Below are 23,738 nucleotides of genomic sequence, written 5' to 3' on the forward strand. Positions count from 1 at the left end.
AGGTCGGGCAGGTGGCGCGGGCCCCGGCCGCCAGGAGTGCCGATAACACGCCGATGACATGCAACCCGTGCGGCTGTTGCGCTCCGGCAACAGGGCGCGACCCGGCCGTAGCCGTGCTAGGCTGGCGCCCAGGGACATTGGAAGCGGGTCGAGGTGCAGATCGTGGAAGCGTTGAGCGTTCTCTTGCCGGTGTTCGCGGTTTTCATCCCGGCGCTCCTCCTGCCGGGGCCGGATTTCGTCGGCGTCGTGCGTTCCTCGATGACGCGCGGCACGGCGGCGGGCCTCATGACCACGATCGGCGTGTCGGTCGGGCTCGGCATGTACGTGGCCCTGAGCCTGCTCGGCCTCTCGGCGGTGCTCATCGAATACCAGTGGCTCACCTGGGCGGTGCGCGTTCTGGGCGGCGCCTACCTGATCTGGCTCGGCATCAAGCTGCTGCGCGCCAGGCCCGCGACCCTCGACGAGACGGAGGTGCGGGGACCAGTGCGCGGCAATGCGCTCCTCTTCGGCTTTCTCGTCACCCTCACCAACCCCAAGGCGATCGTGCTGTTCGCCAGTGTGTTTGCCACCGCCGTCACCGCCAGCACGCCGGTCTGGTTGATGGCGCTGATGATCGCCCTGGTGATGGCAAGCTCGCTCGTCTGGTACTCGATCGTGTCGCTCTTCATGTCGTCGGCACCGGTGATGCGCCGTTTCCGCCATGCCAGGCACTGGATCGAGCGGGTGGCGGGCGCGTCCTTCGTGCTGATCGGCGGTCGGGTCATTGCCGACGCGCGAAACCCGGTCACGCCGTAGGGTCAGACTGCCGGCTCGATATCGGTCTTGGTGAAGTCGTCTCCCTTGAACAACAGGGAAATGCCGCGATTTCGGGCCATGGCGTAGGCGAAGCAATCGGCGAGATTGAGCTGGGCCGGATGGCCTCGGCCCTTGCCGTATCGCGCAAACGCAACGAGCGCCGTTTGCGCCTCCTCTGCCGTGAGCGGCATGCATTGGATACTGGCGATGCGCAGGAACTCCAGAACGTCGGCCGACGCTTCCTCGATCGTCGCGTGTCGCGTGCGGCAAAGCCCGAGCGTCGCCTCGAACACCGCAATGGCGGAAGTCAGCGCCGATCCGTTGCGCTCGATGGCGTCGGCGAGAAGCTCCGCTTCGGGTTCGCGATCGAGGATGGCGACGATGGCCGATGCGTCGACGAACATCAGCCGTCGTCGCTCAAGTCGTCGTAGAACTTCTTGTCCGCCGCCAGTCCCGTGGCGGGACGTTTCCCGATTCGATCCTGGATCGGTCGGAGCCGCTCCCGCAGGGGAATGGCCTGATCGAGACGCCGAAGCTCGTTCTCCAGTGCGAGCTTCACCGCTTCGGTCTTGTTCACGCGTTTGCGCGACGCCAGCGCCTCGGCGAGGCGGTTGACCTCTTCGCTGCGAATCGTCAGAGGCATCTGGGCATCTTTGTATATACTATATTACAATGTCGTATTTACGTACGACATGGTCAAGTCCCTTGCCTGATGAAGACTATCTAAGTATTTGCAGGAAATGCGTATTTTCACCACACTCCCGCAGGAAGACCTGCGCAAGGTCGGCCCGGCCGCCCGCCAAATCGAGGCGGACGGCTACACCGGCGTCGCCACGCAGGAAAATCGCCACGACCCGTTCCTGTCGCTCGCCGTGGCCGGGGCGGCGACCGAGCGCATCGAGTTGCACACCAGCGTCGCCATCGCCTTCGCGCGCTCGCCCATGGTCTGCGCCAATGTCGGCTGGGATCTCGCCGCCAGCACCGGCGGACGCTTCACCCTCGGTCTGGGCAGCCAGGTGCGGGCCCACAACGAGAAGCGCTTCTCGGTGCCGTGGTCGGCGCCGGCGCCGCGCATGCGCGAGTACGTGCAGGCAGTGCGGGCGATCTGGGCCGCCTGGAAGGGCGACGGCAAGCTCCGATACGAGGGCAAGCACTATCGCTTCACGCTGATGACGCCCAACTTCACGCCCGAGCCCTACGACGCGCCGGCGCCGCGCATCGGCATCGCCGCCGTCGGCCCGGCCACGATGAAGGTGGCGGCCGAGGAATGCGACAGCGTGAAGCTCCACGTCTTCTGCACGCGCAAGTATCTCGAGGAGAGCATCCTGCCGATCATCGAGGCGGGCCTCACCACGGCTGGCCGCAAGCGCGAGGATTTCGAGATCACCGGCGGCGGCTTCGTCGTCACCGGCAAGGACGACGCGGCAGTGGCGAAACTCTTCGACTGGGTGCGCTACCGGGTGGCCTTCTACGGCTCGACTCCGGCCTACTGGCCGGTCTTCGACGCGCATGGGCTGGGCGATCTCGGTCGCAAGCTCAACGCCATGACCAAGGCCGGCCAGTGGGACAAGATCGCGGGCGAGGTGTCTGACGACGTCGTTCATCTCTTCGCCGCCGTCGGCCGCCACGACCAGATCGCCGGGGCGATCGAGGCGCGCTTCGGCGGGCTGGTCGATGCGATCGGCGCCAGCGCCAATTCGTCCAGGCCGGCCGATCTGCCGCCTGGCCTGATCCAGGACCTGAAGAGGATTCCGACACGCTATCGCGCGGCGGCGTAGCGGCAAAAAGAAAAGCCCTCGCTTCGCAGCGAGGGCCATAGGTAGCCCGCGATTGTTGTGTGCGGGCGATCCGTGTGCCGGAAGGTCAGTGCAGGCGGTGTGGCAGTTCGGCGATCGCCTGGTCGACCAGCGCCTGGGTATTGCCGCTGCCGACCTGCTCGCGCAGCAGCGAGCGGGTGGCGCTCAGCGCCACATCGACGGCTGCGTCGCGCACCTGCTTGGTGGCGGCCGCCTCGGCCTGGGAAATGCGGTCCTTCGCCTGCTGCTCGCGCAGGGCAATGGCATTCTCGAGGCTGGTCTTGGCCCGCGCCTGCATGCGCTCGACCTCCTCGCGAGCCTGCTTGACGATGGCCTCTGCCTCGGCCGCGGCCTGTGCCAGCGTGCCCTCGGCATCGGCCTTGGCCTTCTGGGCGTCGAGCCGCAGCCGCTCGGCGTCGGCCAGCGCCCTGGAGATCGCCTCGGCGCGCTTGTCGAGCATGCCCGAGACGCGCGACCACAGCGCCTTGCCGACCAGCACGAAGAACAGGACGAAGGCGACGGCGACCCAGAATGTCGAGTCGGAGAAGACGCCGCCGTCGGAGGCGGCGTAGGCCGTGCTGATCATCGGCTGCCTCCCTTGACCGCCGCGGCGACCTTGACGTCGAGCGCCGCCGCGTCGGCCGGCTGGCCGGCCAGCTTGTGGTAGACGCTCTGCGCGATCTCGCCGGCCATCTGTTCGAGCCCGCTGAGAACCTGCGCGCGCTGATCGGCGATGCGCTTCTCGGCCTCGCCGATCCGGCCGCCGAGCCGCTCGCCGAGCGCCGCGAGCTGCGCAGTCGCGTGGGCGCTGTCGGCCTCGGCGCGCTCGCGCTGCAGGCGACGCGATTCCTCGCGGGCTTCCGCGAGGCGCTTCTCGTAGAGCGCGACGAGGGTGCGCGTATCCTCGTTGGCCTTCTCGGCCGCATCGAGGTCGGCCTGGATCATCGCCTGCCGGCGCTCGAGCGTGTCGGAGATGGCGGGGACCGCCATCCTCGACATGATGAAGTACAGCACCGCGAAGGTGATCGCGAGCCAGACGAGCTGCGGCGCGTAATCGCCGAAGTCCAGCTGGGGCATGCCACCGCTCGCCGCATGGGTCGGGCTGATCGCCGCCAGGGTCGCGAGACCGGCGGCGACGGCGCTGTAGGTCAGTTTGTGCATGGTCCTGGGAGCCAAGCCTTGAGGGCTTAGAACACGAACAGGATCATGAAGGCGATGACCAGCGCGAACAGCGCGACCGCCTCGGTGAGCGCGAAGCCCAGGAGCACGTTGCCGAACACGCGGGGGGCCGCTTCCGGATTGCGCAGCGCGCCCGACACGAAGCTGCCGAAGATGTTGCCGATGCCGACGCCGACGCCCGCGAGGGCGATGGTGGCGAGGCCCGCACCGATGAGCTTGGCTGCAGAGGCGTCCATTTGAGTATCCTTTCCTAGTGGCTGAGATGGATGGAGTCGTTGAGATAGAGGCAGGTCAGGATCGCGAAGACATAGGCCTGCAGGAAGGCGATCAGGAATTCCAGGCCGGTGAAGACCACGATGAAGGCGAGCGGCGCCCAGCCGCCGAGAATGCCCAGCATCACGACGAAGCCGCCGAACACCTTCAGCATGGTGTGGCCCGCCAGCATGTTGGCGAACAGCCGGATCGACAGGCTGAAGGGGCGGATGAAGTACGAAATGATCTCGATCGGCACCAGCAGCAGCAGCAGCACGAAGGGCACCCCCTTGGGCACGAACAGCGACAGGAAATGCGCGCCGTGGCGGGCAAAGCCGATGATCGTGACGCCGATGAACACCACCGCGGCCATCGCGAAAGTGACGACGATGTGGCTGGTCACCGTGAAGGAGTAGGGGATCATGCCCAGCAGGTTGCAGAGCAGGATGAAGACGAACAGGGTGAAGATGAACGGGAAGTACTTCTTTCCGGCGTCTCCGACGTTGTCGCGCACCATGCCCGCCACGAACTCGTACCCGAGCTCGGCCACCGACTGCAGCCGGCCCGGCACCAAGGAGCGACGGCGCATGCCGTAGACGAAGAGAAAGGTGGCGCAAATGACCGCGATGGTCATCCAGAGCGCGGAATTGGTGTAGGACGCGTCGAGGCCGCCGATCTGGAAATTGAGCAGTCGCTTGATCTGGAACTGCTCCATCGGACTATGCATTCGTCGTCCCCACTCCGACGGCCGCAGCCCTTCAGGGCAGCTTCCGGTCCTTGTTCGCGTCGGCCTGCAGCGAGCGGATCGCCCGCCAGGCGTTGTTGGCGCCGGCGACGAACCCGACCAAGAGCATCGTCACCAAACCCCACGGCGCCCAGCCCAACCAGCGGTCGAGCCAATAGCCGAGGAACCCCCCGACCAAAAGGCCCGCGATCATATCCACCAAGACGCGATAGGCAACGGCCGTTTGACGGTGCGACATTCCGCTTCCCTCGCCCTTTCCCGGCGCGGATTTCTCGACGTTGCGGCGTGCCTCGCGCAGCCGCGCGTCGATCTCGTCGGCGCGCTTGCGCTCGGCCTGTGGATCGTAGAACGGGTCGGGATTTTCCTTGTCCGTCAATTGGTTACCTTTTCATCACGGAGAACCGTGCATCGCCGTCCCGCGCCACCTGAGGCACCAGATCGACTTCCCAGTCGAGATACTGGCGCATCGCCGCCTCGATATTCTCTTTGAAGTCATAAGGGCGATACCAGACGTCGGTGGGAGGATCGGCCATACGGGTGTGACCCGGCTCGATCGCGAGGCCCGCCTCGCGCCAGGCCTTCATGCCGCCCTTCAGGACCGCCACCGCCCGTCCGCCTGCTTCCTCGCCGACTTCCGGCGCGGCGAGGGCGGCGATCTCGCCATCGGGCGAAACGAGCACGATGCGCGTCGTGCCGGCCTGCCGGTTCAGCATCGCCGGCAACGTGCGGCCGAGATTGGCGCGCACGGCGAACCACGCGCCCGGGATGTGGCCGTCGCGATAGCGCAGGCTGGTGTCGAGATCGACGACGAGGGTCGAGGCGCGCATGGCCTCCAGTTCCGCGGCCTCGACGCTCGGCGCCGCCGGAACGACGAAGCCCGCGGGGAAGCGCGGCTCGGCCGCGGTCGTGAGCTCGCCCGCATCAGGCGTGTGGGCGAGAACATAGGTCTCCTTCCAGCCCATCTGCAGCAGCCAGTGCGCCGTCATCGTGGCGCGCACCCCGTCGTTGTCGTGCAGCACGATCGCAGCGTTGCGCGCGCCGACATACTGGTCGGTCGCCTGCACGAGCTGGCCGCCGGCGGCGTGGCGGAAGCCCGCGAGATGGCCCTGCGCGTACTCGGCCGGATCGCGCACGTCGAGACGGTAGAGCGGCCCACCCCGGGCCTGCAGCGCGCGCAGGCCGGCAAGGTCGATCGTCCGGATGCCCAGCCTGCGGGCGACGTTGGCGGCGGCATCGCGCGCGAACCTTGCCGCTTCGGCGCCCTGCGGCCCGAAGCTGCGGGTTTCGCCGCGCGCCACCTTCAGGCCGGCGAGGTGCCAGCCCATGGTGCCGTTCTTCAGCGCCATCACCTTGTTGGGCAGGCCGGCGTTGATCAGCGACTGCGCGCCGATGATCGAGCGCGTGCGGCCGGCGCAATTGACGACGACCAGGGTCTTGGGGGCGGGCGCGAAATCCTTCACGCGGTAGACGAGTTCGGCGCCGGGACAGTCAACGCCGCCGGGGATGGACATGTTGGTGAACTCCGGCAACGGCCGCGAATCGAGGATCACCAGGTCGGTCCCGCCATCGACCAGTTTCTGCAGGTCGGCGGCGTCGATGCGCGGCGTGTCGTTGTCGTGCTCGACGACCTCGCCGAACGCCTTGCTGGGCACGTTGACGCCGGTGAAGACCTCGTAGCCCGCCTCGCGCCAGGCCTTCAGCCCGCCCTTCATCACCGCGAGGTCGGTGTAGCCCAGCCGCGACAGCACGGCGGCCGCGCGGTTGGCGCGGCCGGCCCATTGCGGATCGGTGGCGTCCTCGCCGCCGTCCATCAGCACGATGCGCGTGTTCGGGTCGGGCAGCAGGGCAAGCGCCCGCGGCTCGAGCCGCGACAGCGGCAGCGGCGTGGCGAACAGCGGATGGCCCTCGGTCGAGAACTCGCCTTCCTCCCGCACGTCGAAGAAGGCGAACACCTCGCCCGAGCCGAGCATCGCCTTGACCTGTTGTACCGACAGAAGCGGCGTGAGGATCCTGGCCCGCGCCATGAAGCGCCTGGCCGCGCCGGTCGCCATGTCGACATAGACGCGCTCGGGCAGACGCTCGAGGCTCAACCCGTAGAAGTGCAGGTGCAGGGCGTCGCCCGAGCCGGCCGGCGTCTCGATGTGGTGGAAGTCGTCGGGCAGGTAGGCGATGACGTCGCCGGTGCGCAGCGTCTTCTCCCTGGCCGGCGCCTCGCGCAGCTGCACGAAGTCAGGGCGGGCGCGATTGTCGAGGCGCTCGTAGACGACGTTGCGCTCGGCGCCGTGCACGCCGGCGATGATCGCCCAGGTCGTGTGATTGTGCGGCGGCACCTTCTTGCCGGCGCCGCCCGCCGAGGCGTAGAGCGCGAAGCGATGGTCGGGATCCTCGCTCAGCCGATAGATGCCGCCGTCCGCGCCGAGCGGGAAGTCGGCCTGGGGGAAGAGCTCGGTCCGCCGTGCCAGCGCCGCCAGCAGGCCGCCGATCTTCTCCAGGCTGGCGGTCGTCACGCCCTCCTTCTCGATGTCGCGGGCCTGGGCGACGAGTTGGCGGACCGCCGCGGCGCGTTCTTGGTGCAGGTTCATGGGCTCCTCCGTGGCCCCGAGTATAGCCAGTCGGCGCTTGTCGCCCCATGCCAAGTCAAACTACCCTGCGGCCCATGAACCTCATCGTTTCTGTCGTCCTGTTGGGGATGGCGACAGCGGCGGTGGCTCCCGCGCTGGCGCAGACCGCGACCAAACCCCCGCCCAAGCCCGCCGCCGCCTCCAAGACGGTGGCGGCCAAGACGCCGGCCGTCCGCCAAGCGGTGCGACCGCCAGTGCGCCCCGCGGTGCGCCGGCCGGTGTGGGTTCCGCCGGCGCCCGTCATCGAGCTCGACGAAGTCCAGGTGCCGGCCGGCCTGCCGACGGTGCTCGACGGCGACGATCGCGAGCGCTACCGCCGCATCTTCCAGGCCCAGGCTGCCGGCCGCTGGGCCGAGGCCAACGCCGAGATCGCGCGCGTCGGCGACAAGGTGCTGATGGGCTATGTCGGCGCCCAGCGCTTCCTCGGCCGCAACTACACGGCGCGCTACGACGAGCTCGCCGAGTGGCTGCAGGAGTACAACGACCATCCCGATGCACCGGCGATCTACCGCCTGGCGGTGGCGCGGCGCACGCGCGGCGCGGGCGAGCTGACGCCGGCGAGCTTCGTCGGCTTCGCCCAGCTGTCGCCGACCTTCGCCGCGGCGCGCACCGTGACCGGCGCCGATGCCCAGCGCGCCGCCGAACTGCGTGCCCGCCTGCAGCAGATGGCCGACGACGGCGGCTTCAACGCCGCCTTCGTGCTGCTCGACCGCCAGTCGACCATCGACACGCTCGGCCCGCAGGAGGTCGAGCTGTGGCGCGGCCGCATCCGCACGCGCGCGCTCGAGGCCGATTCGCAGCGCGGCCTGCAGGTGCCGATCGAGGCGGCGCTGCCGCCCGACGCCAACTGGACGGCCGCACTGTCGGCTTTCGTCGCCGGCCGTCCGGGCGAAGCGGCGCGCCGTTTCGAGGCGGTGGCCGACGCGCCGCCCGACCGCGCCACGTCGTGGACACTGTCGGCCGGCGCCTTCTGGGCGGCGCGTGCCAACCTGCTGGCCGGCAACCCGCAGCGGTTCGCACCCTATCTCAAGCGCGCGGCGCTGCACGGCCGCACCTTCCACGGCCTGATCGCCCAGCGTGCGCTCGGCATGCGCATCGAGCCGAGCTGGGATCTGCCGCCGCTCGATCGCCGGCGCGCCGCCCTGCTCGGCGAGGATCGCGTCGGTCGGCGCGCGCTCGCCCTGCTGCAGCTCGGCGCGGCGACTGCCGCCGAGCGCGAGCTGTTCGCGCGCTCGATCGACGCCGAACCGCAGTACATCGAGGCGGTGCTCTCCCTCGCCGAGAAGGCGGCCCTGCCCGCCCTGTCGATGCGCATCGCCAATGCCGCCTGGGACCAGCGCCACAACATCAAGGGCTACGACGGTGCCATGTATCCCGTCCCGCCGTGGCAGCCGTTGCAGGGCTTCAGCGTCGACCGCGCGCTGGTCTACGGCTTCATGCGCCAGGAATCGGCGTTCAATCCCAAGGCGCGCTCGCGGGTCGGCGCCATGGGGCTGATGCAGCTCATGCCGGCGACCGCGCGAATCGTCACCAACAGGTGGGCGCCCGAGACCGGCGGCGGCAATCCCTACGATCCGGCGGTCAACATGTCGCTCGGACAGGCCTACATCGTCTCGCTGCTGGGCGACGTCGACAACAACCTGGTGCGCACGGCGGCCGGCTACAACGGCGGTCCCGGCAACGTCAACCGCTGGGACAATTCGCTGAACGCCTCCGCCGATCCGCTGCTCTACATCGCCTCGATCCCGCTCCACGAGACGCGCGACTTCGTGCAACGCGTGCTGGCCAATTACTGGATGTACCAGATCCGCTTCGGCCAGCCGACGCCGTCACTCGACCAGATCGCGGCGCACGACTGGCCGCGCTACGCCCCGCAGGACGGAAGGCGTTGATCCGGCCGGCCATGTGACCATATGATATGGTCACATAGGAATTGCGGGTCCGCCATGGACAGGAAGATCAACGCCGCCGCCTTCAAGGCGCGCTGCCTGAAACTGATCGACGAGGTCGCGGAGACCGGCGAGCCCATCACGGTCACCAAGCGCGGCAAGGCGAAGGTGCAGATCGTCGCCGTGCGCGAGAAGCCGAAGACGTTGATCGGCTTTGCCAAGGGTATGTTCGAGATCGTCGATGATGTCGTCGGGCCGATCATCGATCCCAAGGAATGGGATGAGGATCGCGAATGGCGGAACTACCTGAAGGGATTCAATGACCCTCCTGCTCGATACGCACACAGTTCTGTGGGTCGCACAGGACTCGCCAAGGCTCGGAAGGGCGGCAAGACGCGCGTGCGACGCCGCTCTGGCGGCTGACGAAGTCGCGATCCCGACGATCGCCTACTACGAGCTCGACCGGTTGTTGAGACGTCGCCGCATTGGCGATACCTCGATCATCCGGGACTGGCGTGCTCGCATTCTGGCACTCGGCGTTCGTGAAATTCCGCTGTCAGCCGATGTTGCGCTGCGGGCTACGGGCCTCGAAAATCTGCCCGGCGATCCTTTCGACCGTCTTATCGTGGCCACTGCTCTGATCGAGGAAGCGACATTGCTCACAGCGGATCAGGGCATTCTCGATTGGCCCGGAAGACTGTCGCGTCGGGATGCGCATCGCTAACGGAGGACGCCATGAACACCGCCCGCCTGCGCCGCTTCATCGGGGACATGACCTCGTTGGTGGGAGGCGCGTGGCAGGACAAGGACGAGGCGGCGGTGGTCGAGGTCGGGCGCAAGCTGCTGGGCGAGCTGGTCAGTCATGACGACTGGCTGCCCGAGGCGGCGGCCAAGGGCCCGCCGCACGGCTATGCGCAGAACCTGCTGTGGTGCGATCCCTTCGAGCGCTTCTGCGTGGTCAGCTTCGTGTGGGCGCCGGGCGCGGTGACGCCGGTGCACGATCATCAGATGTGGGGCCTGGTCGGCATGCTGCGCGGCTCGGAGACGTCGCTGCGCTTCGTGCCCGATCCCGCGACCGGCGCGCTGAAGCCGGGCGGGCTCGCCAAGCTGGCGCCCGGCGACGTCGAGGTGCTGCGCCCGCAGGAGGGCGACATCCATCAGGTGACCAACACCCTGCCCGATGCACCGTCGATCAGCATCCACGTCTATGGCGGCAACATCGGCGCGGTGCGCCGGCATACCTTCGACGCGAAGACGGGCGAGCCCAAGCTCTTCGTCTCGGGCTACACCAACCAGCTCGTGCCGAACATCTGGGACCGTTCGGCCGAGGCGCGCGCTACCGCATCCTAGTGTTCATGGGGGTGTGGGTGGGTCGGATCCACCCAATAGACCGTCTCCGGCTTCTCGACCGGCTCGATGTCGATGTTGATGGCGATCGCCTCGTTGTCGGAGCGCACCAGCACGCATTCCAGCGGCTCGGTGTCGGAAGCGTTGATCTCCTGGTGCGGCACGTAGGGCGGCACGTAGATGAAGTCGCCCGGCCCGGCCTCGGCGGTGAATTGCAGCTTGTCGCCCCAGCGCATGCGGGCGCGACCCTTCACGACGTAGATCACGCTCTCGAGGTGGCCGTGATGATGGGCGCCCGTCCTGGCGTGGGCGTGGATGGTCACGGTGCCGGCCCACAGCTTCTGCGCGCCGACGCGGGCGAAGTTGATCGCCGCGGCGCGGTTCATGCCGGGCGTCTGGGCGGTGTTGGCGTCGAGCGAGGCGGCGGGGATGACGCGCACGCCATCGTGTTTCCAGTCGGTCATGCCGCACGATCTAGGGCCGTGACTTCACCGGCGCAAGGGAGGATCGTCGGCGCCCGGCACGACGGAAACTCATGCGAGAACTGATCTTCGTCTTCGGCACCCTGAAGGAAGGCTTTCCCAATTTCGCGAGGAACGCCGGCCGGCGACTGCCCGGCGTCTTCACCACCGTGGAGCGTCTGCCGCTCTATCTGGTGGGCGAGCGCCATTCGGCCTGGCTGGTCGACCGGCCGGGCGACGGCGAAACGGTGCGAGGCGAGGTCTACGAGGTCGACGAAGCCGCCCTCGCCGCCATGGACGCGCTCGAGCGGGTCGGCGCGCCCGACGGCTACCGGCGGCGCCGGCTGCGGGTCGTGCCGGCCGGCGCGACGGGCGCTTCGCTCGAGGTCTTCGCCTATCTCAAGGATCCGGGGCAACTCGCCGGCGCCGACCTGCGGCTGGGGCCGCTCGGCGAATACACGCTGGAACACGCCGCCCTCTATCGCGCTAGGATGGCGCCATGAATCGCATCGACGAAACCAGGCCGTTCAAGCCGGTGAACATCGCCGTGCTGACGGTATCGGACACCCGCACGCTGGAGACCGACAAGTCGGGCGATACGCTCGTCGAGCGCATCGCGCGCGACGGCCACGTGCTGGTCGACCGCGCCATCGTCACCGACGACGTCGACAGAATTCGCGCCCAGGTGAGGAAGTGGATCGACGATCCCGGGGTCGAGGCGGTGATCACCACCGGCGGCACCGGCGTCACCGGCCGCGACGTCACGCCGGAGGCGCTGGAAGGCCTGTTCGAGAAGAAGATCGAGGGCTTCGGCGAGACCTTCCGCTGGATCAGCTTCCAGAAGATCGGCACCTCGACCATGCAGAGCCGGGCGACCGCCGGCGTCGCCAATGCCACCTATATCTTCGCGCTGCCCGGCTCGACTGGCGCCTGCAAGGACGGCTGGGACGACATCCTGCGCCAGCAGCTCGACATCCGCTTCCGGCCCTGCAACTTCGCCGAGCTGATGCCGCGCCTCAACGAAGGCAAGATGCCGAGGAGCGGATAGGCTCGGTGGCTGACGCCTTCCTCGCCGAGCTGCGCGCCGGCCGCGCCTTGCCCGCGGTCGGCACGGCGCACGGTCATGTCCTGCTGCGTGATGGGCGGCTGGCGCGCGTCGCCTATGCGCACGAAGGCGATCCGACGGCGGCGGCGCGTCTGTTGGCTCAGGCCGCGGCGTTCCGCCATCTCGAGCCGGCGGGCCACTCGCCGCGCCTGCACGAGATCGTCGAACCGGGACCGGGTTTGCCCGGCGGCGCCTTGATCGTCGATTTCATCGACGGCCGCGCACCGCGCCTGCCGCACGAGCTGCCGGCATTGGCGGCGACACTGGCGCGCATCCACGCCTTGCCGCTGCCGGACGCGGCCTCGCCGATTCCGCGCCAGGTCAACCCTTTCCTCGCCACGCTGGAGCCGATCGAGGCCAATGCCGCGCGCTTCCTCGACAGGGCCGTCACCGATCCCGAGGCCCGCGAGATCGTGGCCGGCGAGGTGCGGCTCGCCCGCGCGGCGGCGGCCGCGCTCGCCGCGCGTCCCCAGCCACTCGCCGTGGCGCTTGCCGACACGCATCCCGGCAACTTCCTCGTCGATCGCGCAGGTGTCGCCTGGTTCGTCGACCTCGAGAAGGTGCATGTCGGCTCACCCGCCATCGATCTTGCGCACGCCACCTTGCCGACCTCGACCTTGTGGGATCCGAAGATCGGCGTGGTTCTCTCCCCGGAAGACGTGGGCTGCTTCAACGAAGCCTATCTCGCCGCCATCGGCGTCGCCGCCGCCGCCGCACTGCGGCCGTGGCTGATGCCGATGCGCCGCCTCACCTGGCTGCGCACCACCTTGTTCATGGCGCGCTGGCGGGTGCAGACGCGCAGCCCGCGCGATCCGTCTGATCCCGCGCAATGGAGCGACGCCGGCCTCTCGCCCGACATGAAGGCGCATGTCGACGCCACCATCGATCGCTGTTTCGGCCGCGACTTCGTCCGCTCGGTGTGTGCCGAATGGCGTGGTCTATAGCGGCTTCACCATCCGATAGGTTTCCGACCTGAACCCGCCGCGCTCGTAGAACTCGACGGCGCGCCGGTTGTCGGCGAACACGTCGAGGCTCAGCAGCCGATAGCCGCGCCCGCGCGCCCACTCCTCGGCCGCTGCCATGAGCAGCCGCGCGGCGCCCGTGCCCTCGGCTTCCGCCGCGACCGCCAGCAGCGAGACGTAGCCGCACGGCTCGTCGGTCACGCCGTCCCTTCCCGGACGCAGATGGATGTAGCCGAGGCGGCTTCCGTCCGGGCCGCGGGCGACCAGGGTCGACATGCCCTCGGCTGGCGCGAGCGACGCGGCCATGTGGCGATCCTGGAAGCCATCCATGGCGGCCTCGTCGTGCCAGGGCGGACCGGGCACGCGCGACAGGCGGCGCGACAGGCTGTGCATGAACGGCAGATCGTCCGCCGTGGCGATGGTTATGCTCGCAGTCATGGCGTCTTCTACGCCATCGGGCCACAATGGGCAGTGGCTTGACTCGTTCGCTATTTGTTCTCACAGTCGATGCCGCCATGAAGCCGACCGCGCCGCCGCTTTATCCCGACGACCGGATCGCCGAGCCGCAGCACAACGGCCGCGGCGCGCTCAGCAACGACTCGAGCCGCTACGACGAGGAGAAGCGCATCCGCACCACCGACGGCTGGGACATCGAGGAGGACCTGCCGCCGCCGCGCACCACGCTGACGAAGGACGCCACCCGCACCATCCTGGCGCGCAACACCTCGCCCGACGTGCCGTTCGACCGCTCGATCAATCCCTATCGCGGCTGCGAGCACGGCTGCGTCTACTGCTTCGCGCGCCCCACGCACGCCTATCTCGGCCTGTCGCCCGGCCTCGATTTCGAGACCAGGCTGCTCTACAAGCCCGAGGCCGCCCGGCTGCTCAGCGCGGAACTGGCTGCGCCCAAGTATCGTTGCGACGTGGTCGCCATGGGCACCAACACCGATCCTTACCAGCCAGTCGAGCGCGAGCTCAAGATCACCCGCCAGATCCTGCGCGTGCTGTCGGACTTCAACAACCCGGTCGGCATCGTCACCAAGAACCACCTGATCACGCGCGACATCGACATCCTTGCCGACATGGCGCGGCGCAACCTCGCCGAATGCTTCGTCTCGGTGACCACGCTCGACAGGGATCTCGCGCGCGCCATGGAGCCGCGCGCCTCGGCGCCGCATCGCCGGCTCGACGCCATCAAGGCGCTGGCGGATGCCGGCATTCCGACCGGAGTCATGACGGCGCCGATGATCCCCGGCCTGAACGACCACGAGATGGAGGCGATTCTCGAGGCGGCGACGCGGGCCGGCGCGACGCGCGCCGGCTTCGTCGTGCTGCGCCTGCCGCTCGAGATCAAGGAGTTGTTCGAGGAATGGCTGCGCACACACCGGCCCGACCGCGCCGAGAAGGTGCTGTCGCTCATTCGCCAGCTCAGGGGCGGCGCGCTCTACCGGGCCGAGTTCGGCACGCGCATGCGCGGCGAGGGGCCGATCGCCGACCTGCTGGGCGCGCGCTTCGCCGCCGCCGTGAAGCGGCTCGGCCTGAATCGTATCCGCTACCGGCTCGATCTCGAGAAGTTCCGCGTGCCCGAGCACGCCCGCACCGCGCTGGTCGATGCGCGGCGCGACGGACGCCAGATGAAGCTGTTCTAGACGCCGCCAGGGAGAGAAGCAATGGCCGACGAACTCGTGCTCTACACCAACCCGCAATCGCGCGGCGCGATGAGCCACTGGATGCTGGAGGAGGTCGGCTGTCCCTACCGGATCGAGCTGCTGGACTTCGGGCCGGCCATGAAGACGCCCGGATACCTCGCGCTCAATCCCATGGGCAAGGTGCCGACCTTGAAGCACGGCGACACGATCGTGACCGAGACCGGCGCCATCCTCTGCTATCTCGCCGATCTCTTTCCCGAGACGCGGCTCGCCCCGCCGCTCGCCGACCGCGGCGCCTACTATCGCTGGTTGTTCTTCGTCGCCGGCCCCGCCGAGGCCGCGATCGGCAACAAGTCGGTCGGCTGGGAGCCGGCGCCCGACATGCAGGGCCGCTTCGGCTACGGTTCCTACGAGCGCACCCTCGACACCGTGGAAAAGGCGGTGCAGGGCAGGCGCTACATCGCCGCCGACCATTTCACCGCCGCCGATCTCTACATGGCCTCGATGCTGCACTGGGGCATGACCTTCGGCACGGTCGACAAGCGCCCGGCCTTCGAGGCCTACGCCGCCCCCCACATCGGCCGCCCCGCCGCCAGGCGCGCCGGTGAGAAGGCGGCGAAGCTCTCGGCCTGACTCAGTCCAGAAACCGTACCTTGGGCCACAGTTCGCCCCAGCGCTTGCTCGCGATGCGCGCTTCGTACTCGTCGCGGCGGGTGCGGCCGAAGGCGGTGGGGCGGCAGACCAGGTTGAGCAGGTCGTCTATGCCGAGCGGCGCCACCAGGGTGAGCGTGTCGTCGGCCTCGAGCCGCACGCCGACGGGCGTCACGGTCTCCAGCCAGTAGAGCATCGAATCGGCGGTGCTGCGGTGCGGCGGCAGGCCCTTCCAGACGTGCATGCGCGCCTGATTGCGCGCCTGCCAGGGCTGGCCGGGCATCAGGGCGGCGAGCCGCGCCTCGTGCCGCGCCTCGGTCTCGCGCGAGACGTCGGCGGCGTCGAAATAGATCACGTCGATGTCGGCGACCGGCCGCGGCGGATGGATGCCGTGCAGGTGGTCCCACACGCGATTGCGCACGAAGCCCGCGGCGATGCACCAGTCGGGCAGGCCGAGCGCGCGGGCGGCGCGCAGCTGTTCCATACCCACAGGGTCCTGCGCGATGATGTCCTGAACGGGCGGCATGCGCCGCACTCTATTCGATCGGTCTGGGGAAAATGCCGAGCTTTCGCCATGAGCTCAGGGGTGCGGAGTCGGGGGCGCTGCGCGTCGCCGGCGTCGACGAGGTCGGGCGCGGCCCGCTCGCCGGCCCGGTCGTGGCCGCGGTCGCGGCTATCGACCGCGCGCTCGCCGGGCGCAAGCTGCTGCGCCTGATCGACGATTCCAAGAAGCTGGCGCCGCAGGAGCGCGAGGCGGCCTTCGACGCCATCGTCGCGTCGGGCGCGGTGCGCTTCGCGCTGGGCGAGGCGAGCGTCGAGGAGATCGACCGGATCAACATCCTGCAGGCGACCTACCTCGCCATGCGCCGCGCCCTGCAGGCGATGGCCGAGCCGCCCGACCTGCTGCTGATCGACGGCAATCGGGTGCCGCCCGGGCTGCACTGCACGGCCGAAGCGATCGTCGGCGGCGATGCCGTCTCCTATTCGATCGCCGCCGCCTCGATCGTCGCCAAGGTGACGCGCGATCGCCACATGCGGGCACTCGCCGCGACTTTCCCCGGCTACGGCTGGGAGACCAATGTCGGCTACGGCAGCGAGCGGCACCTGCTGGCGCTCGAAAGGCTCGGACCGACGCCGCATCACCGCAGGAGCTTCGCACCCGTCCTGCGCCTGCTGGAGCCGGCCGGCCGGCCGCCGGCGGACTCGACGATGGCGTGAGGCCGCGCCATCATCCGTCCATGGTGGAACCGCACAAGGGATCGGCGGCCGATCATGCCGCGCTCGTCGCCGAGCTGCGCGCCTCGATCACGGCCAACACGTCGGGCGAGACGCGCGAGCGTTTGCTGGCGCGCCTCGACGAGATGGAGAACGCCGCCGCGACGGCGTCGTTCTCCGATCACGTGAAGGCGCTGGTCGAGGAGGCCGAGGCCGACGTCGCCGCGCTGGCGCCCTTCATGGCGCGGCTGTCGAGCCTGCTGCCGTAGCGTCGCAGGCCGAGAACTTCTCGGGCGGGCACGGCATGACGGTATCGGTTCGCCGTCCTACGCTCGCCCATGCTCACGCTCTACTACGCGCCGCACACCTGCGCGCTCGCCACCCATATCGCCCTCGAGGAAGCCGGCGCGGACTACCGGGCGAAGCGCATCGATTTCTCGAGGGATGAGCAGCGCTCGCCCGCCTACCTGAAGATCAATCCCAAGGGCCGCGTGCCGGCGCTGGCCACCGGCCGCGGCATCCTGACCGAGACGCCGGCCATGCTGGTCTATGTCGCGCAGAGCTTCCCGGCCGCCCGCCTCGCACCGATGGACGACGCCTTCGCACTGGCCGAGATCCAGGCCTTCAACGCCTACCTCGGCTCGACCGTGCACGTCGCGCACGCCCATCGCATGCGCGGCTATCGCTGGGTCGACGCCGCCGACGCGCCGTCGCTCGCTGCCATGAAGCGCAAGGTCCCCGAATCGGTCGGCGCTTGCTTCGAGCTGATCGAGCGCGACATGCTTCGCGGTCCCTGGGTGATGGGCGAGCGCTTCACGATCTGCGATCCCTACCTCTTCACGCTGGCGCAGTGGCTGGAGGCCGACGGCGTCGACCTCGCGAAGCTGCCGCGCGTGCTCGACCACCGGCGCCGCGTCGGCGAGCGCGCCGCGACGAAGAAGGCGATCGCGGCCGAGCTTGCCGGCGCCGGGTGAGAGAACGCGATCTCATCCTATCCTTGTAATTGTAAAGCAGTAATATCCAGCGGTCGGCCTGCTCGGCCCGCGTCAGGCCGGCAAGACGACCCTCGCTCTCGAGATCGCGGGCGATCGTCCTTCGGTCTATCTGGACCTGGAATCTCCGACGGATCGCGCGCGTCTCGCCGACCCCGAGCCCTACTTTGCCGATCACGCGAACGAGTTGATCGTGCTCGACGAGGTCCATCGCGCCCCGGAACTTTTTCGCGCGCTCCGCGGAGTCATCGACCGCGGCCGGAGGAGCGGCAAGAAGACCGGGCGCTTCCTTCTGCTCGGTTCGGCGGCCATCGATCTGTTGAAGCAATCCGGCGAATCCCTTGCCGGACGCATTTCATTCCTCGAGCTGCCGCCGTTCGACGTTCTGGAAGTGCCTGAAAACGACCTCGACGAGCTTTGGGTGCGCGGCGGCTTTCCCCCCAGTTTCCTGGCTCCGAACGACGAACTGAGCTTCAGGTGGCGTCAGGACTTCATCCGCACGTATCTCGAACGAGACATTCCCCAGCTCGGGCCGCGCGTCCCGGCCGAGACGCTACGCCGCTTCTGGACCATGCTGGCGCACGGCCAGGCGGAGCTGCTGAACGCGGCCAGGTTGGCGCGCGGCCTCGGCGTGAGCGGGGTGACGGTCGCCAGCTATCTCGATCTGCTCGTCGACTTGCTGCTCGTGCGTCGCCTGGCGGCATGGCATCGCAATGACGGGAAACGGCTCGTGAAGTCCCCGAAGATCTATGTGCGGGACGCCGGGATCGCGCACGCGCTGCTTGGTCTTCGCAACAAGGAGGACGTTCTCGGCCACCCTGTCGCCGGGCAGACTTGGGAAACGCTGGCGGTGGAAACCTTGATCTCGGCCGCCCCGAAAGGGACGGAAGCGCACTTCTATCGCACGTCCGCCGGTGCGGAGATTGACCTCGTGCTGACGCTGCCCCGGCAGCGGCTGTGGGCCGTCGAAGTCAAACGCAGCTCTGCGCCGAAGGTGGAGAAGGGGTTCCATATCGCTTGCGAGGACCTGAAGCCTCGGCGTCGTGTGGTGGTCTATCCCGGCACCGACCGCTTCTCCCTCGGCACCAGCGTCGAGGCGATCGGACTGGGCGACCTCGCCCGGGAATTGGCGAACGAATCCTAGAATTGTCGCGCGCGCATGTGCGGCCGTCGCTGGGTGGTCATGGCTCGCCCTAGCTTCCCAGCAACCGGCGTGACAGGGCCGAGCTCATGCCCGGGTCGCGATGGCGCGCGAAGGCGTCGAGCGCGGCGCCGTAGCCGCGTTCGAAGAGCGCGCGCGGCATGCGTGCGTCCTTGGCCGGATAGAGGCGCCCGCCGGCCGCCGACAGGATCGCGTCGAGCCGGTCGAACAGGCCGAGCGTCGAGGTGCCGCGGTTGGGGAAATCGAGTGCCAGCGTGACACCGGGCTGCGCGAAGCTCAGCAGCCCGCACGACGGCCGGTCGGCGAAGGTCTTGAGTACCGCCAGCGTCGATCCCGCACCGGCACCCCGGATGGCCGAGAGCATGTCGCCGAGGGCGTCGGCCGCGACCGGTCGCGGGACGATGCATTGATACTGGTAGAAGCCGGCGGGGCCGTAGAGCCGGTTCCAATCGCGCACAGTATCGAGCGGGAACAGGAAGGAATCGTGCGGCACTCGGCGGCGATCGGCGTGGCGCCTGCCCAGCCGGAAGTAGAGCTCGTTGAAGGGCCGCAAGGTCAGTCGGTTGACCAGCGACACGGGCGGCGTGACCGGCACGGCGAACTCGCGCCGGTGCGGCACGGGCCGCTCGCCCGAGGCGGCGGGCCGCGCGCGCATGAAGAGACCGCGCAGCACCGCGCTGGTGCAGTCGATCCAGGCCACGGTGTGCTCCCAGTCGGCCTCCGAGCCGTCGGCCAGCAGGAGGAACGGCGCCACGCCCTCGAAGGGCAGCGTCTCGGCGTCGAGCCAGCCGGCGGCGCCGCGCGCCAGCCTGATCCTCGCGCTGGCGATCAGCCCGGTCAGGCCGAGCCCGCCCACGGTGGCGCGGAACAGATCTTCGTCGAGGCCGGGCCCGCACTCGACGGTCGCGCCGTCGGTCCGCACAAGGTGCAGCGATTCGACGGCATCGCCGAAGGTGCCGTGCACGTGATGGTTCTTGCCGTGCACGTCGTTGGCGATGGCGCCGCCCACCGTGACGAACTGGGTTCCCGGCAGCACCGGCAGGCGCCAGCCCGACCGCGCCGCCCGGAGCTGGATGTCGCGCAGCACCACGCCCGCCTCGCAGTCCAGCACGCCGGTTTCGGGATCGAACGCGATGTATCGGTCGAGCCCGGCGGTGCGCCACAGCCTGCCGCCGGGATTGAGGCAGACGTCGCCGTAGCTGCGGCCGAGACCGAAGGGAATCCCCGTGCCGCCACGCGCCAAGGTCTCGGCCAGCGCCGTGCGGTCGGCGAGGTCCACCGCCTCGTGGCGCTCGCGGCTCAGCCGGCCCCAGGACGAGATCTCGATCACGGCGCGGCCTCGCGGAACACGAAGCGCTTGTCGAGGTGGTACTTGGCCCAATAGCCGATCGCGAGGCCGATCAGCCCGCCGAGGTAGCGCATCGCCTTGGTGTGGAAGAGGTAGTGGAAGCCGAGCTCAAAGCCCCAGAACACCAGGGTCGTGACCACGCCCATCGCGGTGTAGAGCGCAAATACGCGCGCATCGTGCGCCGCGTCGCGCGCGCGGAAGCGGAAGATGTAGGCCTTGTCGAGCACGTACTTCAGCACGAGGCCGACGGCGGTGCCGACGAGGACCGACGATTCGACGTGCCAGCGCCCGTCATAGGCGCGCAGGCTGAGTTCCTGGGCGCCGATGTTGGCCGCCGTCGCGACCAGCGCGATCAAGGCGTAGGTGACGGTGAGCCGCATCCAAATCCCTTGGCCGATCCCAAAGTCCGCAGTATGGGTGAAATAACAGATGCAGGCACCGTCGGCTCTCGCTCAGGTCACCGCGCTGCTGCGCCTCATGCGGCCCCGGCAATGGGTGAAGAACGTCTTCGTGTTGGCGCCGCTGGTGTTCGCGCGAGAATACCTCGATCCCTCCTCGGTCGCGTCGGCGATTTTCGCCTTCGTGCTGTTCTGCCTCGCTTCCTCCGCCAGCTACATCGTCAATGACCTGCGCGACGTCGAGCGCGACCGGCTCCACGCCACCAAGCGGCGGAGCCGTCCGCTCGCCGCGGGCGAGATCGAACCCCGGTCGGCACTGGTGCTGCTCGGCCTGCTCTACGCCATCGTCGCGGCCGGAATCTGGGCCGACCCGCGCACCGGCCTGGTGATCGTGGGCTACATCGCGCTGAACCTCGCCTACACCTTTGTCCTCAAGGACCAGCCGGTGCTCGACCTCTTCTGCATCGCCATCGGTTTCGTGCTGCGCGTCTATGCCGGCGCTGTCGCGCTCGCCGTGCCGCTGTCGAGCTGGATGGCGATCACCACGCTCTGCCTCGCGCTCTACCTCGCCGCCATCAAGCGGCGGCAGGAGCTCGAGGGCGGCGGCGCCGACACCCGCCGCGTGCTGGCGCGCTACTCGGTGCCGCTGATCGAGCGCTACGCCGAGATCTCGGCGACCGGCGCGCTGGTCTTCTACAGCCTGTTCGTCATCTCCTCGAACCAGAACCTGGTCGTCACCATCCCCTTGGTGATCTTTGGCCTGTTCCGCTACTGGTACGTCGTCGACCAGCAGAAGGACGGCGAATCGCCGACCGACGTGCTGCTCACCGACTTGCCGCTCATCGCCACCGTGCTGCTGTGGGTTGCCGCCTGCGTCTGGGCGCTGTGGCCCTGAGCGTTGCCGCGCCGCGCCCTGTGGATGAGTGGACGGCGAGGACTCCGAGGACTACCGAGGACTGTGAGGATTCGAGGACGAATGGTGTCCGATGCCGATGTCATCGGCATCCAGGCGGTCCTCGGTGAGAGGACCGCGCGAGGACGCCGGTCAGGTGAGGGGGGACGACCGGCCTTGCCTCAAGCTCTGGTAGTCACCTCGCCATCGACGACTCGATCGGTAGTGACGCAACTGCGTCACTACCACTCGATCGGTAGTGGCGCAGTTTGAAATCCAGCCCTAGCTCGGGGCCTGCACGCGCGACGCGTGGTGCGCTATGGTGCTGACATGGCCAAAGGACCCAAAGGCGAGCGCAGGCCCGCCGACCTGAGCAAACGAGCCTTCGCCATTGTCCAGATCGCCAGTGGCGAGGCTGAGGAGCCCGTCCGGTCGGAGAGCGCCCGGAAAGCGGGTAAGGCGGGGGGGCCGGCTCGGGCCGCAAAGCTAACCCCGGCCCGAAGGAAGGCCATCGCTGAGAAGGCTGCAAGGGCTCGCTGGGAGAAATAGAGACGAGATTCACTGGGCGGTGAATCTGTTCTCTTGCAATGAGAGACAGAGGCGTGTATCTCCGTCTCCATGGTTAGCGACCCAGTCTTGGTCCAGCTTTTGGAGCGCCGCCGCAAGGCGCAACTTCGGATTGAACGCGGCAAAGCCATTGTCGAACGTGGCAATGCTGAGTTGGCTGAATGTGATCGTTTTGAAGCGTTCTATCGTTCTGCCGTCGCCGCGGCAAAGCCAGATCCCGCCGACGCTGAGTTCTTTGGAGCGGCGCACGAGAAGCGCCAGATCGAGCAACTCGCCCGCAGCCGCGCTCAGTTTGAGCAGCAATCCACCCTCAAAAAGGCGATTAAGGCCATTCTGGCAAACCATCCAGAAGGGCTGCTGTCTGGCGATCTACTGACAGCACTGCGCCAGAGCGGATACCCCGGCCTGCTTCGCACGTCGATGTCGCCGCAGTTGAGCAGGATGAAAGACAGGGACGTGGTCAACGTCGATGGCAAATGGACGCTGATCGAAAATAAGACGGCCGCGTCCCTCTTGTGAGGGCGCGGCCGGACAGTATTCCCGCCTAGAGCGGGCGATCTCAGACGACCCTTGCGAGGAGCAAGGCTAACCCCCGGTGAGACGGGTGGTGAGAAAGGCTAGGTGCCCCATGAGGGCCTAAACTTCCCCGGTCGCGGGGGTCGGTAGGCGCTGCAACGCTTATCGGCCCCTTCGGCCATTTTCTATCAACCCACTGATAAAACGTCAAGATTCGATTTCCAGGCAGGTTTCGGCATCGTGGAGACATGCTTAGTTAACTGAACAAAATGCTTGACAGAGTCCGAGGAGAGACTACGATGTCTCCCATGAACAGCCTCTCCGCCGCCAAGCGCGCTCAAATCCTCGGAATGCTCTGCGAGGGCATGTCGATCCGCGCCGCGTCCCGACTGGCCGACGTGTCCCACAACACCGTCATGAAGATGTTGGTTGAGGCTGGTATGGCCTGCTCCGACTATCAGGACCGGGCGCTTGTGAACCTGCCGTGCACCCGCCTCCAGCTCGACGAGATTTGGTCCTTCGTCGGCAAGAAGGCGAAGAACATCAAGGGCGAGGACACCGACAAGGGGCTGGGCGACGCGTGGACGTGGACGGCGATCTGCGCCGAAACGAAGCTGATCCCGTCATGGTTCGTCGGTGACCATAGCTATCGATCCGCCGGCATCTTCGTTCGTGATCTTGGCCGTCGCCTGCAGGGCCGCGTCCAGATCACGACGGACGGCAACCGCGCTTACCTGTCGGCCATCAAGAGCCTCTCGGCTGATCTGGAGGTCGACTACGCCATGCTGATCAAGCACTACGGCCCAGCCCCCGATAAGGGCGAGCGCCGCTACAGCCCGGCCGAATGCGTGGGCACGTCGGTAGAGACGATCCAGGGCGCACCCGAGTACGGGCACGTCAATACGTCCTACGTCGAGCGGGCCAACCTCACGCTGCGTATGGGCTGCCGTCGCTTCACCCGCCTGACCAACGCCTTCTCAAAGAAAGTCGAGAACCACACTTGGGCCGTGTCGCTGCACCTGATGCATTACAACTTCGCCCGCATTCACAAGACGCTGCGCATCACGCCGGCCATGGCTGCGGGCGTGACCGATCATGTTTGGTCGCTGGAGGAGATCGCGGCTCTTAGCCAGCCGGTCGCACCGACAAAGCGCGGCGCATATAGGAAAACGCGAGAGGCGGGCACCGCTTGAAGT

31 protein-coding genes are annotated in these 23,738 nt (G+C 68.0%); 18 read left to right on the forward strand and 13 right to left on the reverse strand.

From position 1 onward, the window contains the following. Window positions 1-258: 258 nt before the first annotated feature. Window positions 259-795, forward strand: a complete 537-nt coding sequence (locus KIT25_01745; protein ID UYN97791.1) for a LysE family transporter — start codon at window positions 259-261, stop codon at window positions 793-795. A gap of 2 nt (window positions 796-797) precedes the next feature. Here the strand turns inward: KIT25_01745 and KIT25_01750 are convergent, their stop codons facing one another. Together KIT25_01750 and KIT25_01755 are read right to left on the reverse strand one after the other, a co-directional pair. Then, complete coding sequence (locus tag KIT25_01750; protein UYN95698.1) at window positions 798-1,199, reverse strand: type II toxin-antitoxin system VapC family toxin; 402 nt, start codon at window positions 1,197-1,199, stop codon at window positions 798-800. Continuing rightward, window positions 1,199-1,438 (reverse strand): type II toxin-antitoxin system VapB family antitoxin, encoded by a 240-nt coding sequence (locus KIT25_01755; GenBank protein ID UYN95699.1) that lies wholly within the window; start codon window positions 1,436-1,438, stop codon window positions 1,199-1,201. Before KIT25_01755 ends, KIT25_01750 begins: the two co-directional genes overlap by 1 nt. A gap of 97 nt (window positions 1,439-1,535) precedes the next feature. Between KIT25_01755 and KIT25_01760 the strand changes: the two genes are divergently transcribed. Then, window positions 1,536-2,573 (forward strand): TIGR03617 family F420-dependent LLM class oxidoreductase, encoded by a 1,038-nt coding sequence (locus KIT25_01760; GenBank protein UYN95700.1) that lies wholly within the window; start codon window positions 1,536-1,538, stop codon window positions 2,571-2,573. A gap of 85 nt (window positions 2,574-2,658) precedes the next feature. Here KIT25_01760 and KIT25_01765 read toward each other — a convergent pair whose 3' ends face one another. The 6 genes from KIT25_01765 to KIT25_01790 are packed head-to-tail and all read right to left on the reverse strand — an operon-like array spanning window position 2,659 to window position 7,349. After that, a complete protein-coding gene (locus KIT25_01765; GenBank protein ID UYN95701.1) occupies window positions 2,659-3,177 on the reverse strand; it encodes a F0F1 ATP synthase subunit B in 519 nt (172 codons plus the stop codon). After that, a complete protein-coding gene (locus tag KIT25_01770; protein UYN95702.1) occupies window positions 3,174-3,752 on the reverse strand; it encodes a F0F1 ATP synthase subunit B' in 579 nt (192 codons plus the stop codon). The genes KIT25_01765 and KIT25_01770 overlap by 4 nt, the downstream gene beginning before the upstream one ends. 26 nt (window positions 3,753-3,778) lie before the next feature. Further along, on the reverse strand, window positions 3,779-4,006 hold the full coding sequence (locus KIT25_01775; protein UYN95703.1) for a F0F1 ATP synthase subunit C: 228 nt from the start codon (window positions 4,004-4,006) through the stop codon (window positions 3,779-3,781). A gap of 14 nt (window positions 4,007-4,020) precedes the next feature. Then, on the reverse strand, window positions 4,021-4,749 hold the full coding sequence (locus tag KIT25_01780) for a F0F1 ATP synthase subunit A (protein ID UYN95704.1): 729 nt from the start codon (window positions 4,747-4,749) through the stop codon (window positions 4,021-4,023). 31 nt (window positions 4,750-4,780) lie between these two features. Beyond that, on the reverse strand, window positions 4,781-5,143 hold the full coding sequence (locus KIT25_01785; protein UYN95705.1) for an AtpZ/AtpI family protein: 363 nt from the start codon (window positions 5,141-5,143) through the stop codon (window positions 4,781-4,783). A 4-nt stretch (window positions 5,144-5,147) separates the two neighbouring features. Beyond that, window positions 5,148-7,349 (reverse strand): hypothetical protein, encoded by a 2,202-nt coding sequence (locus tag KIT25_01790; protein UYN95706.1) that lies wholly within the window; start codon window positions 7,347-7,349, stop codon window positions 5,148-5,150. A 74-nt stretch (window positions 7,350-7,423) separates the two neighbouring features. Between KIT25_01790 and KIT25_01795 the strand changes: the two genes are divergently transcribed. Genes KIT25_01795 through KIT25_01810 form a run of 4 tightly spaced genes read left to right on the forward strand, consistent with a single transcriptional unit; the run spans window position 7,424 to window position 10,627 of the window. Then, window positions 7,424-9,280, forward strand: a complete 1,857-nt coding sequence (locus KIT25_01795; GenBank protein ID UYN95707.1) for a lytic transglycosylase domain-containing protein — start codon at window positions 7,424-7,426, stop codon at window positions 9,278-9,280. A gap of 54 nt (window positions 9,281-9,334) precedes the next feature. Next, window positions 9,335-9,700, forward strand: a complete 366-nt coding sequence (locus tag KIT25_01800) for a type II toxin-antitoxin system prevent-host-death family antitoxin (protein ID UYN95708.1) — start codon at window positions 9,335-9,337, stop codon at window positions 9,698-9,700. Further along, window positions 9,597-10,001, forward strand: coding sequence for a PIN domain-containing protein (locus tag KIT25_01805; protein ID UYN95709.1), 405 nt, complete (start codon window positions 9,597-9,599; stop codon window positions 9,999-10,001). Before KIT25_01800 ends, KIT25_01805 begins: the two co-directional genes overlap by 104 nt. A gap of 11 nt (window positions 10,002-10,012) precedes the next feature. Further along, entirely contained in the window at window positions 10,013-10,627 is a 615-nt protein-coding gene (locus KIT25_01810; GenBank protein UYN95710.1) for a cysteine dioxygenase, read from the forward strand. Here the strand turns inward: KIT25_01810 and KIT25_01815 are convergent. Further along, entirely contained in the window at window positions 10,624-11,088 is a 465-nt protein-coding gene (locus KIT25_01815) for a cupin domain-containing protein (GenBank protein UYN95711.1), read from the reverse strand. The two genes, KIT25_01810 and KIT25_01815, sit on opposite strands and share 4 nt — an antisense overlap. A 71-nt stretch (window positions 11,089-11,159) precedes the next feature. On the opposite strand from KIT25_01815, the gene KIT25_01820 reads away from it, so the two are divergent. Genes KIT25_01820 through KIT25_01830 form a run of 3 tightly spaced genes read left to right on the forward strand, consistent with a single transcriptional unit; the run spans window position 11,160 to window position 13,134 of the window. Beyond that, the gene (locus KIT25_01820; protein ID UYN95712.1) at window positions 11,160-11,588 is read left to right on the forward strand and encodes a gamma-glutamylcyclotransferase; all 429 of its coding nucleotides are present in this window, start codon (window positions 11,160-11,162) and stop codon (window positions 11,586-11,588) included. Further along, window positions 11,585-12,133: a molybdenum cofactor biosynthesis protein B gene (gene moaB, locus KIT25_01825; protein UYN95713.1), complete on the forward strand. Its 549-nt coding sequence runs from the start codon at window positions 11,585-11,587 to the stop codon at window positions 12,131-12,133. Before KIT25_01820 ends, moaB begins: the two co-directional genes overlap by 4 nt. A 5-nt stretch (window positions 12,134-12,138) precedes the next feature. Then, on the forward strand, window positions 12,139-13,134 hold the full coding sequence (locus KIT25_01830; GenBank protein ID UYN95714.1) for an aminoglycoside phosphotransferase family protein: 996 nt from the start codon (window positions 12,139-12,141) through the stop codon (window positions 13,132-13,134). Here the strand turns inward: KIT25_01830 and KIT25_01835 are convergent. Then, window positions 13,129-13,590: a GNAT family N-acetyltransferase gene (locus tag KIT25_01835; protein UYN95715.1), complete on the reverse strand. Its 462-nt coding sequence runs from the start codon at window positions 13,588-13,590 to the stop codon at window positions 13,129-13,131. The genes KIT25_01830 and KIT25_01835 overlap by 6 nt on opposite strands. Before the next feature lie 77 nt (window positions 13,591-13,667). Between KIT25_01835 and KIT25_01840 the strand changes: the two genes are divergently transcribed. Both KIT25_01840 and KIT25_01845 read left to right on the forward strand, forming a co-directional pair. Then, entirely contained in the window at window positions 13,668-14,801 is a 1,134-nt protein-coding gene (locus tag KIT25_01840; GenBank protein UYN95716.1) for a PA0069 family radical SAM protein, read from the forward strand. A gap of 21 nt (window positions 14,802-14,822) precedes the next feature. Next, window positions 14,823-15,434 (forward strand): glutathione S-transferase family protein, encoded by a 612-nt coding sequence (locus tag KIT25_01845; GenBank protein ID UYN95717.1) that lies wholly within the window; start codon window positions 14,823-14,825, stop codon window positions 15,432-15,434. A gap of 1 nt (window position 15,435) precedes the next feature. On the opposite strand, the gene KIT25_01850 is transcribed toward KIT25_01845, so the two are convergent. After that, window positions 15,436-15,978 carry a nucleotidyltransferase family protein gene (locus KIT25_01850; protein UYN95718.1) on the reverse strand — a complete coding sequence of 181 codons (543 nt, stop codon included), beginning with the start codon at window positions 15,976-15,978 and terminating at the stop codon, window positions 15,436-15,438. A 32-nt stretch (window positions 15,979-16,010) separates the two neighbouring features. On the opposite strand from KIT25_01850, the gene KIT25_01855 reads away from it, so the two are divergent. The 4 genes from KIT25_01855 (at window position 16,011) to KIT25_01870 (ending at window position 18,803) form a co-directional block, all read left to right on the forward strand. Continuing rightward, window positions 16,011-16,670, forward strand: coding sequence for a ribonuclease HII (locus tag KIT25_01855; protein ID UYN95719.1), 660 nt, complete (start codon window positions 16,011-16,013; stop codon window positions 16,668-16,670). A gap of 20 nt (window positions 16,671-16,690) precedes the next feature. After that, a complete protein-coding gene (locus tag KIT25_01860; protein UYN95720.1) occupies window positions 16,691-16,936 on the forward strand; it encodes a hypothetical protein in 246 nt (81 codons plus the stop codon). Window positions 16,937-17,005: 69 nt separating this feature from the next. Continuing rightward, the gene (locus KIT25_01865) at window positions 17,006-17,641 is read left to right on the forward strand and encodes a glutathione S-transferase family protein (protein UYN95721.1); all 636 of its coding nucleotides are present in this window, start codon (window positions 17,006-17,008) and stop codon (window positions 17,639-17,641) included. 211 nt (window positions 17,642-17,852) lie between these two features. Continuing rightward, window positions 17,853-18,803 (forward strand): ATP-binding protein, encoded by a 951-nt coding sequence (locus tag KIT25_01870; protein UYN95722.1) that lies wholly within the window; start codon window positions 17,853-17,855, stop codon window positions 18,801-18,803. A gap of 49 nt (window positions 18,804-18,852) precedes the next feature. On the opposite strand, the gene KIT25_01875 is transcribed toward KIT25_01870, so the two are convergent. Together KIT25_01875 and KIT25_01880 are read right to left on the reverse strand one after the other, a co-directional pair. Then, entirely contained in the window at window positions 18,853-20,151 is a 1,299-nt protein-coding gene (locus KIT25_01875; protein ID UYN95723.1) for an FAD-binding oxidoreductase, read from the reverse strand. Then, window positions 20,148-20,549, reverse strand: coding sequence for a GtrA family protein (locus KIT25_01880; GenBank protein ID UYN95724.1), 402 nt, complete (start codon window positions 20,547-20,549; stop codon window positions 20,148-20,150). Before KIT25_01880 ends, KIT25_01875 begins: the two co-directional genes overlap by 4 nt. 49 nt (window positions 20,550-20,598) lie before the next feature. On the opposite strand from KIT25_01880, the gene KIT25_01885 reads away from it, so the two are divergent. The 3 genes from KIT25_01885 to KIT25_01895 all read left to right on the forward strand — a co-directional run bounded on the left by KIT25_01885 (window position 20,599) and on the right by KIT25_01895 (window position 23,735). Continuing rightward, window positions 20,599-21,462, forward strand: coding sequence for a decaprenyl-phosphate phosphoribosyltransferase (locus tag KIT25_01885; protein UYN95725.1), 864 nt, complete (start codon window positions 20,599-20,601; stop codon window positions 21,460-21,462). A 633-nt stretch (window positions 21,463-22,095) separates the two neighbouring features. Next, entirely contained in the window at window positions 22,096-22,545 is a 450-nt protein-coding gene (locus KIT25_01890) for a hypothetical protein (GenBank protein UYN95726.1), read from the forward strand. A 305-nt stretch (window positions 22,546-22,850) separates the two neighbouring features. Further along, window positions 22,851-23,735, forward strand: a complete 885-nt coding sequence (locus tag KIT25_01895; GenBank protein UYN95727.1) for a helix-turn-helix domain-containing protein — start codon at window positions 22,851-22,853, stop codon at window positions 23,733-23,735. The last annotated feature ends 3 nt before the right edge of the window (window positions 23,736-23,738 follow it).

The sequence above is a fragment of the Enhydrobacter sp. genome, assembly GCA_025808875.1.
Lineage (GTDB): Bacteria > Pseudomonadota > Alphaproteobacteria > Reyranellales > Reyranellaceae > Reyranella.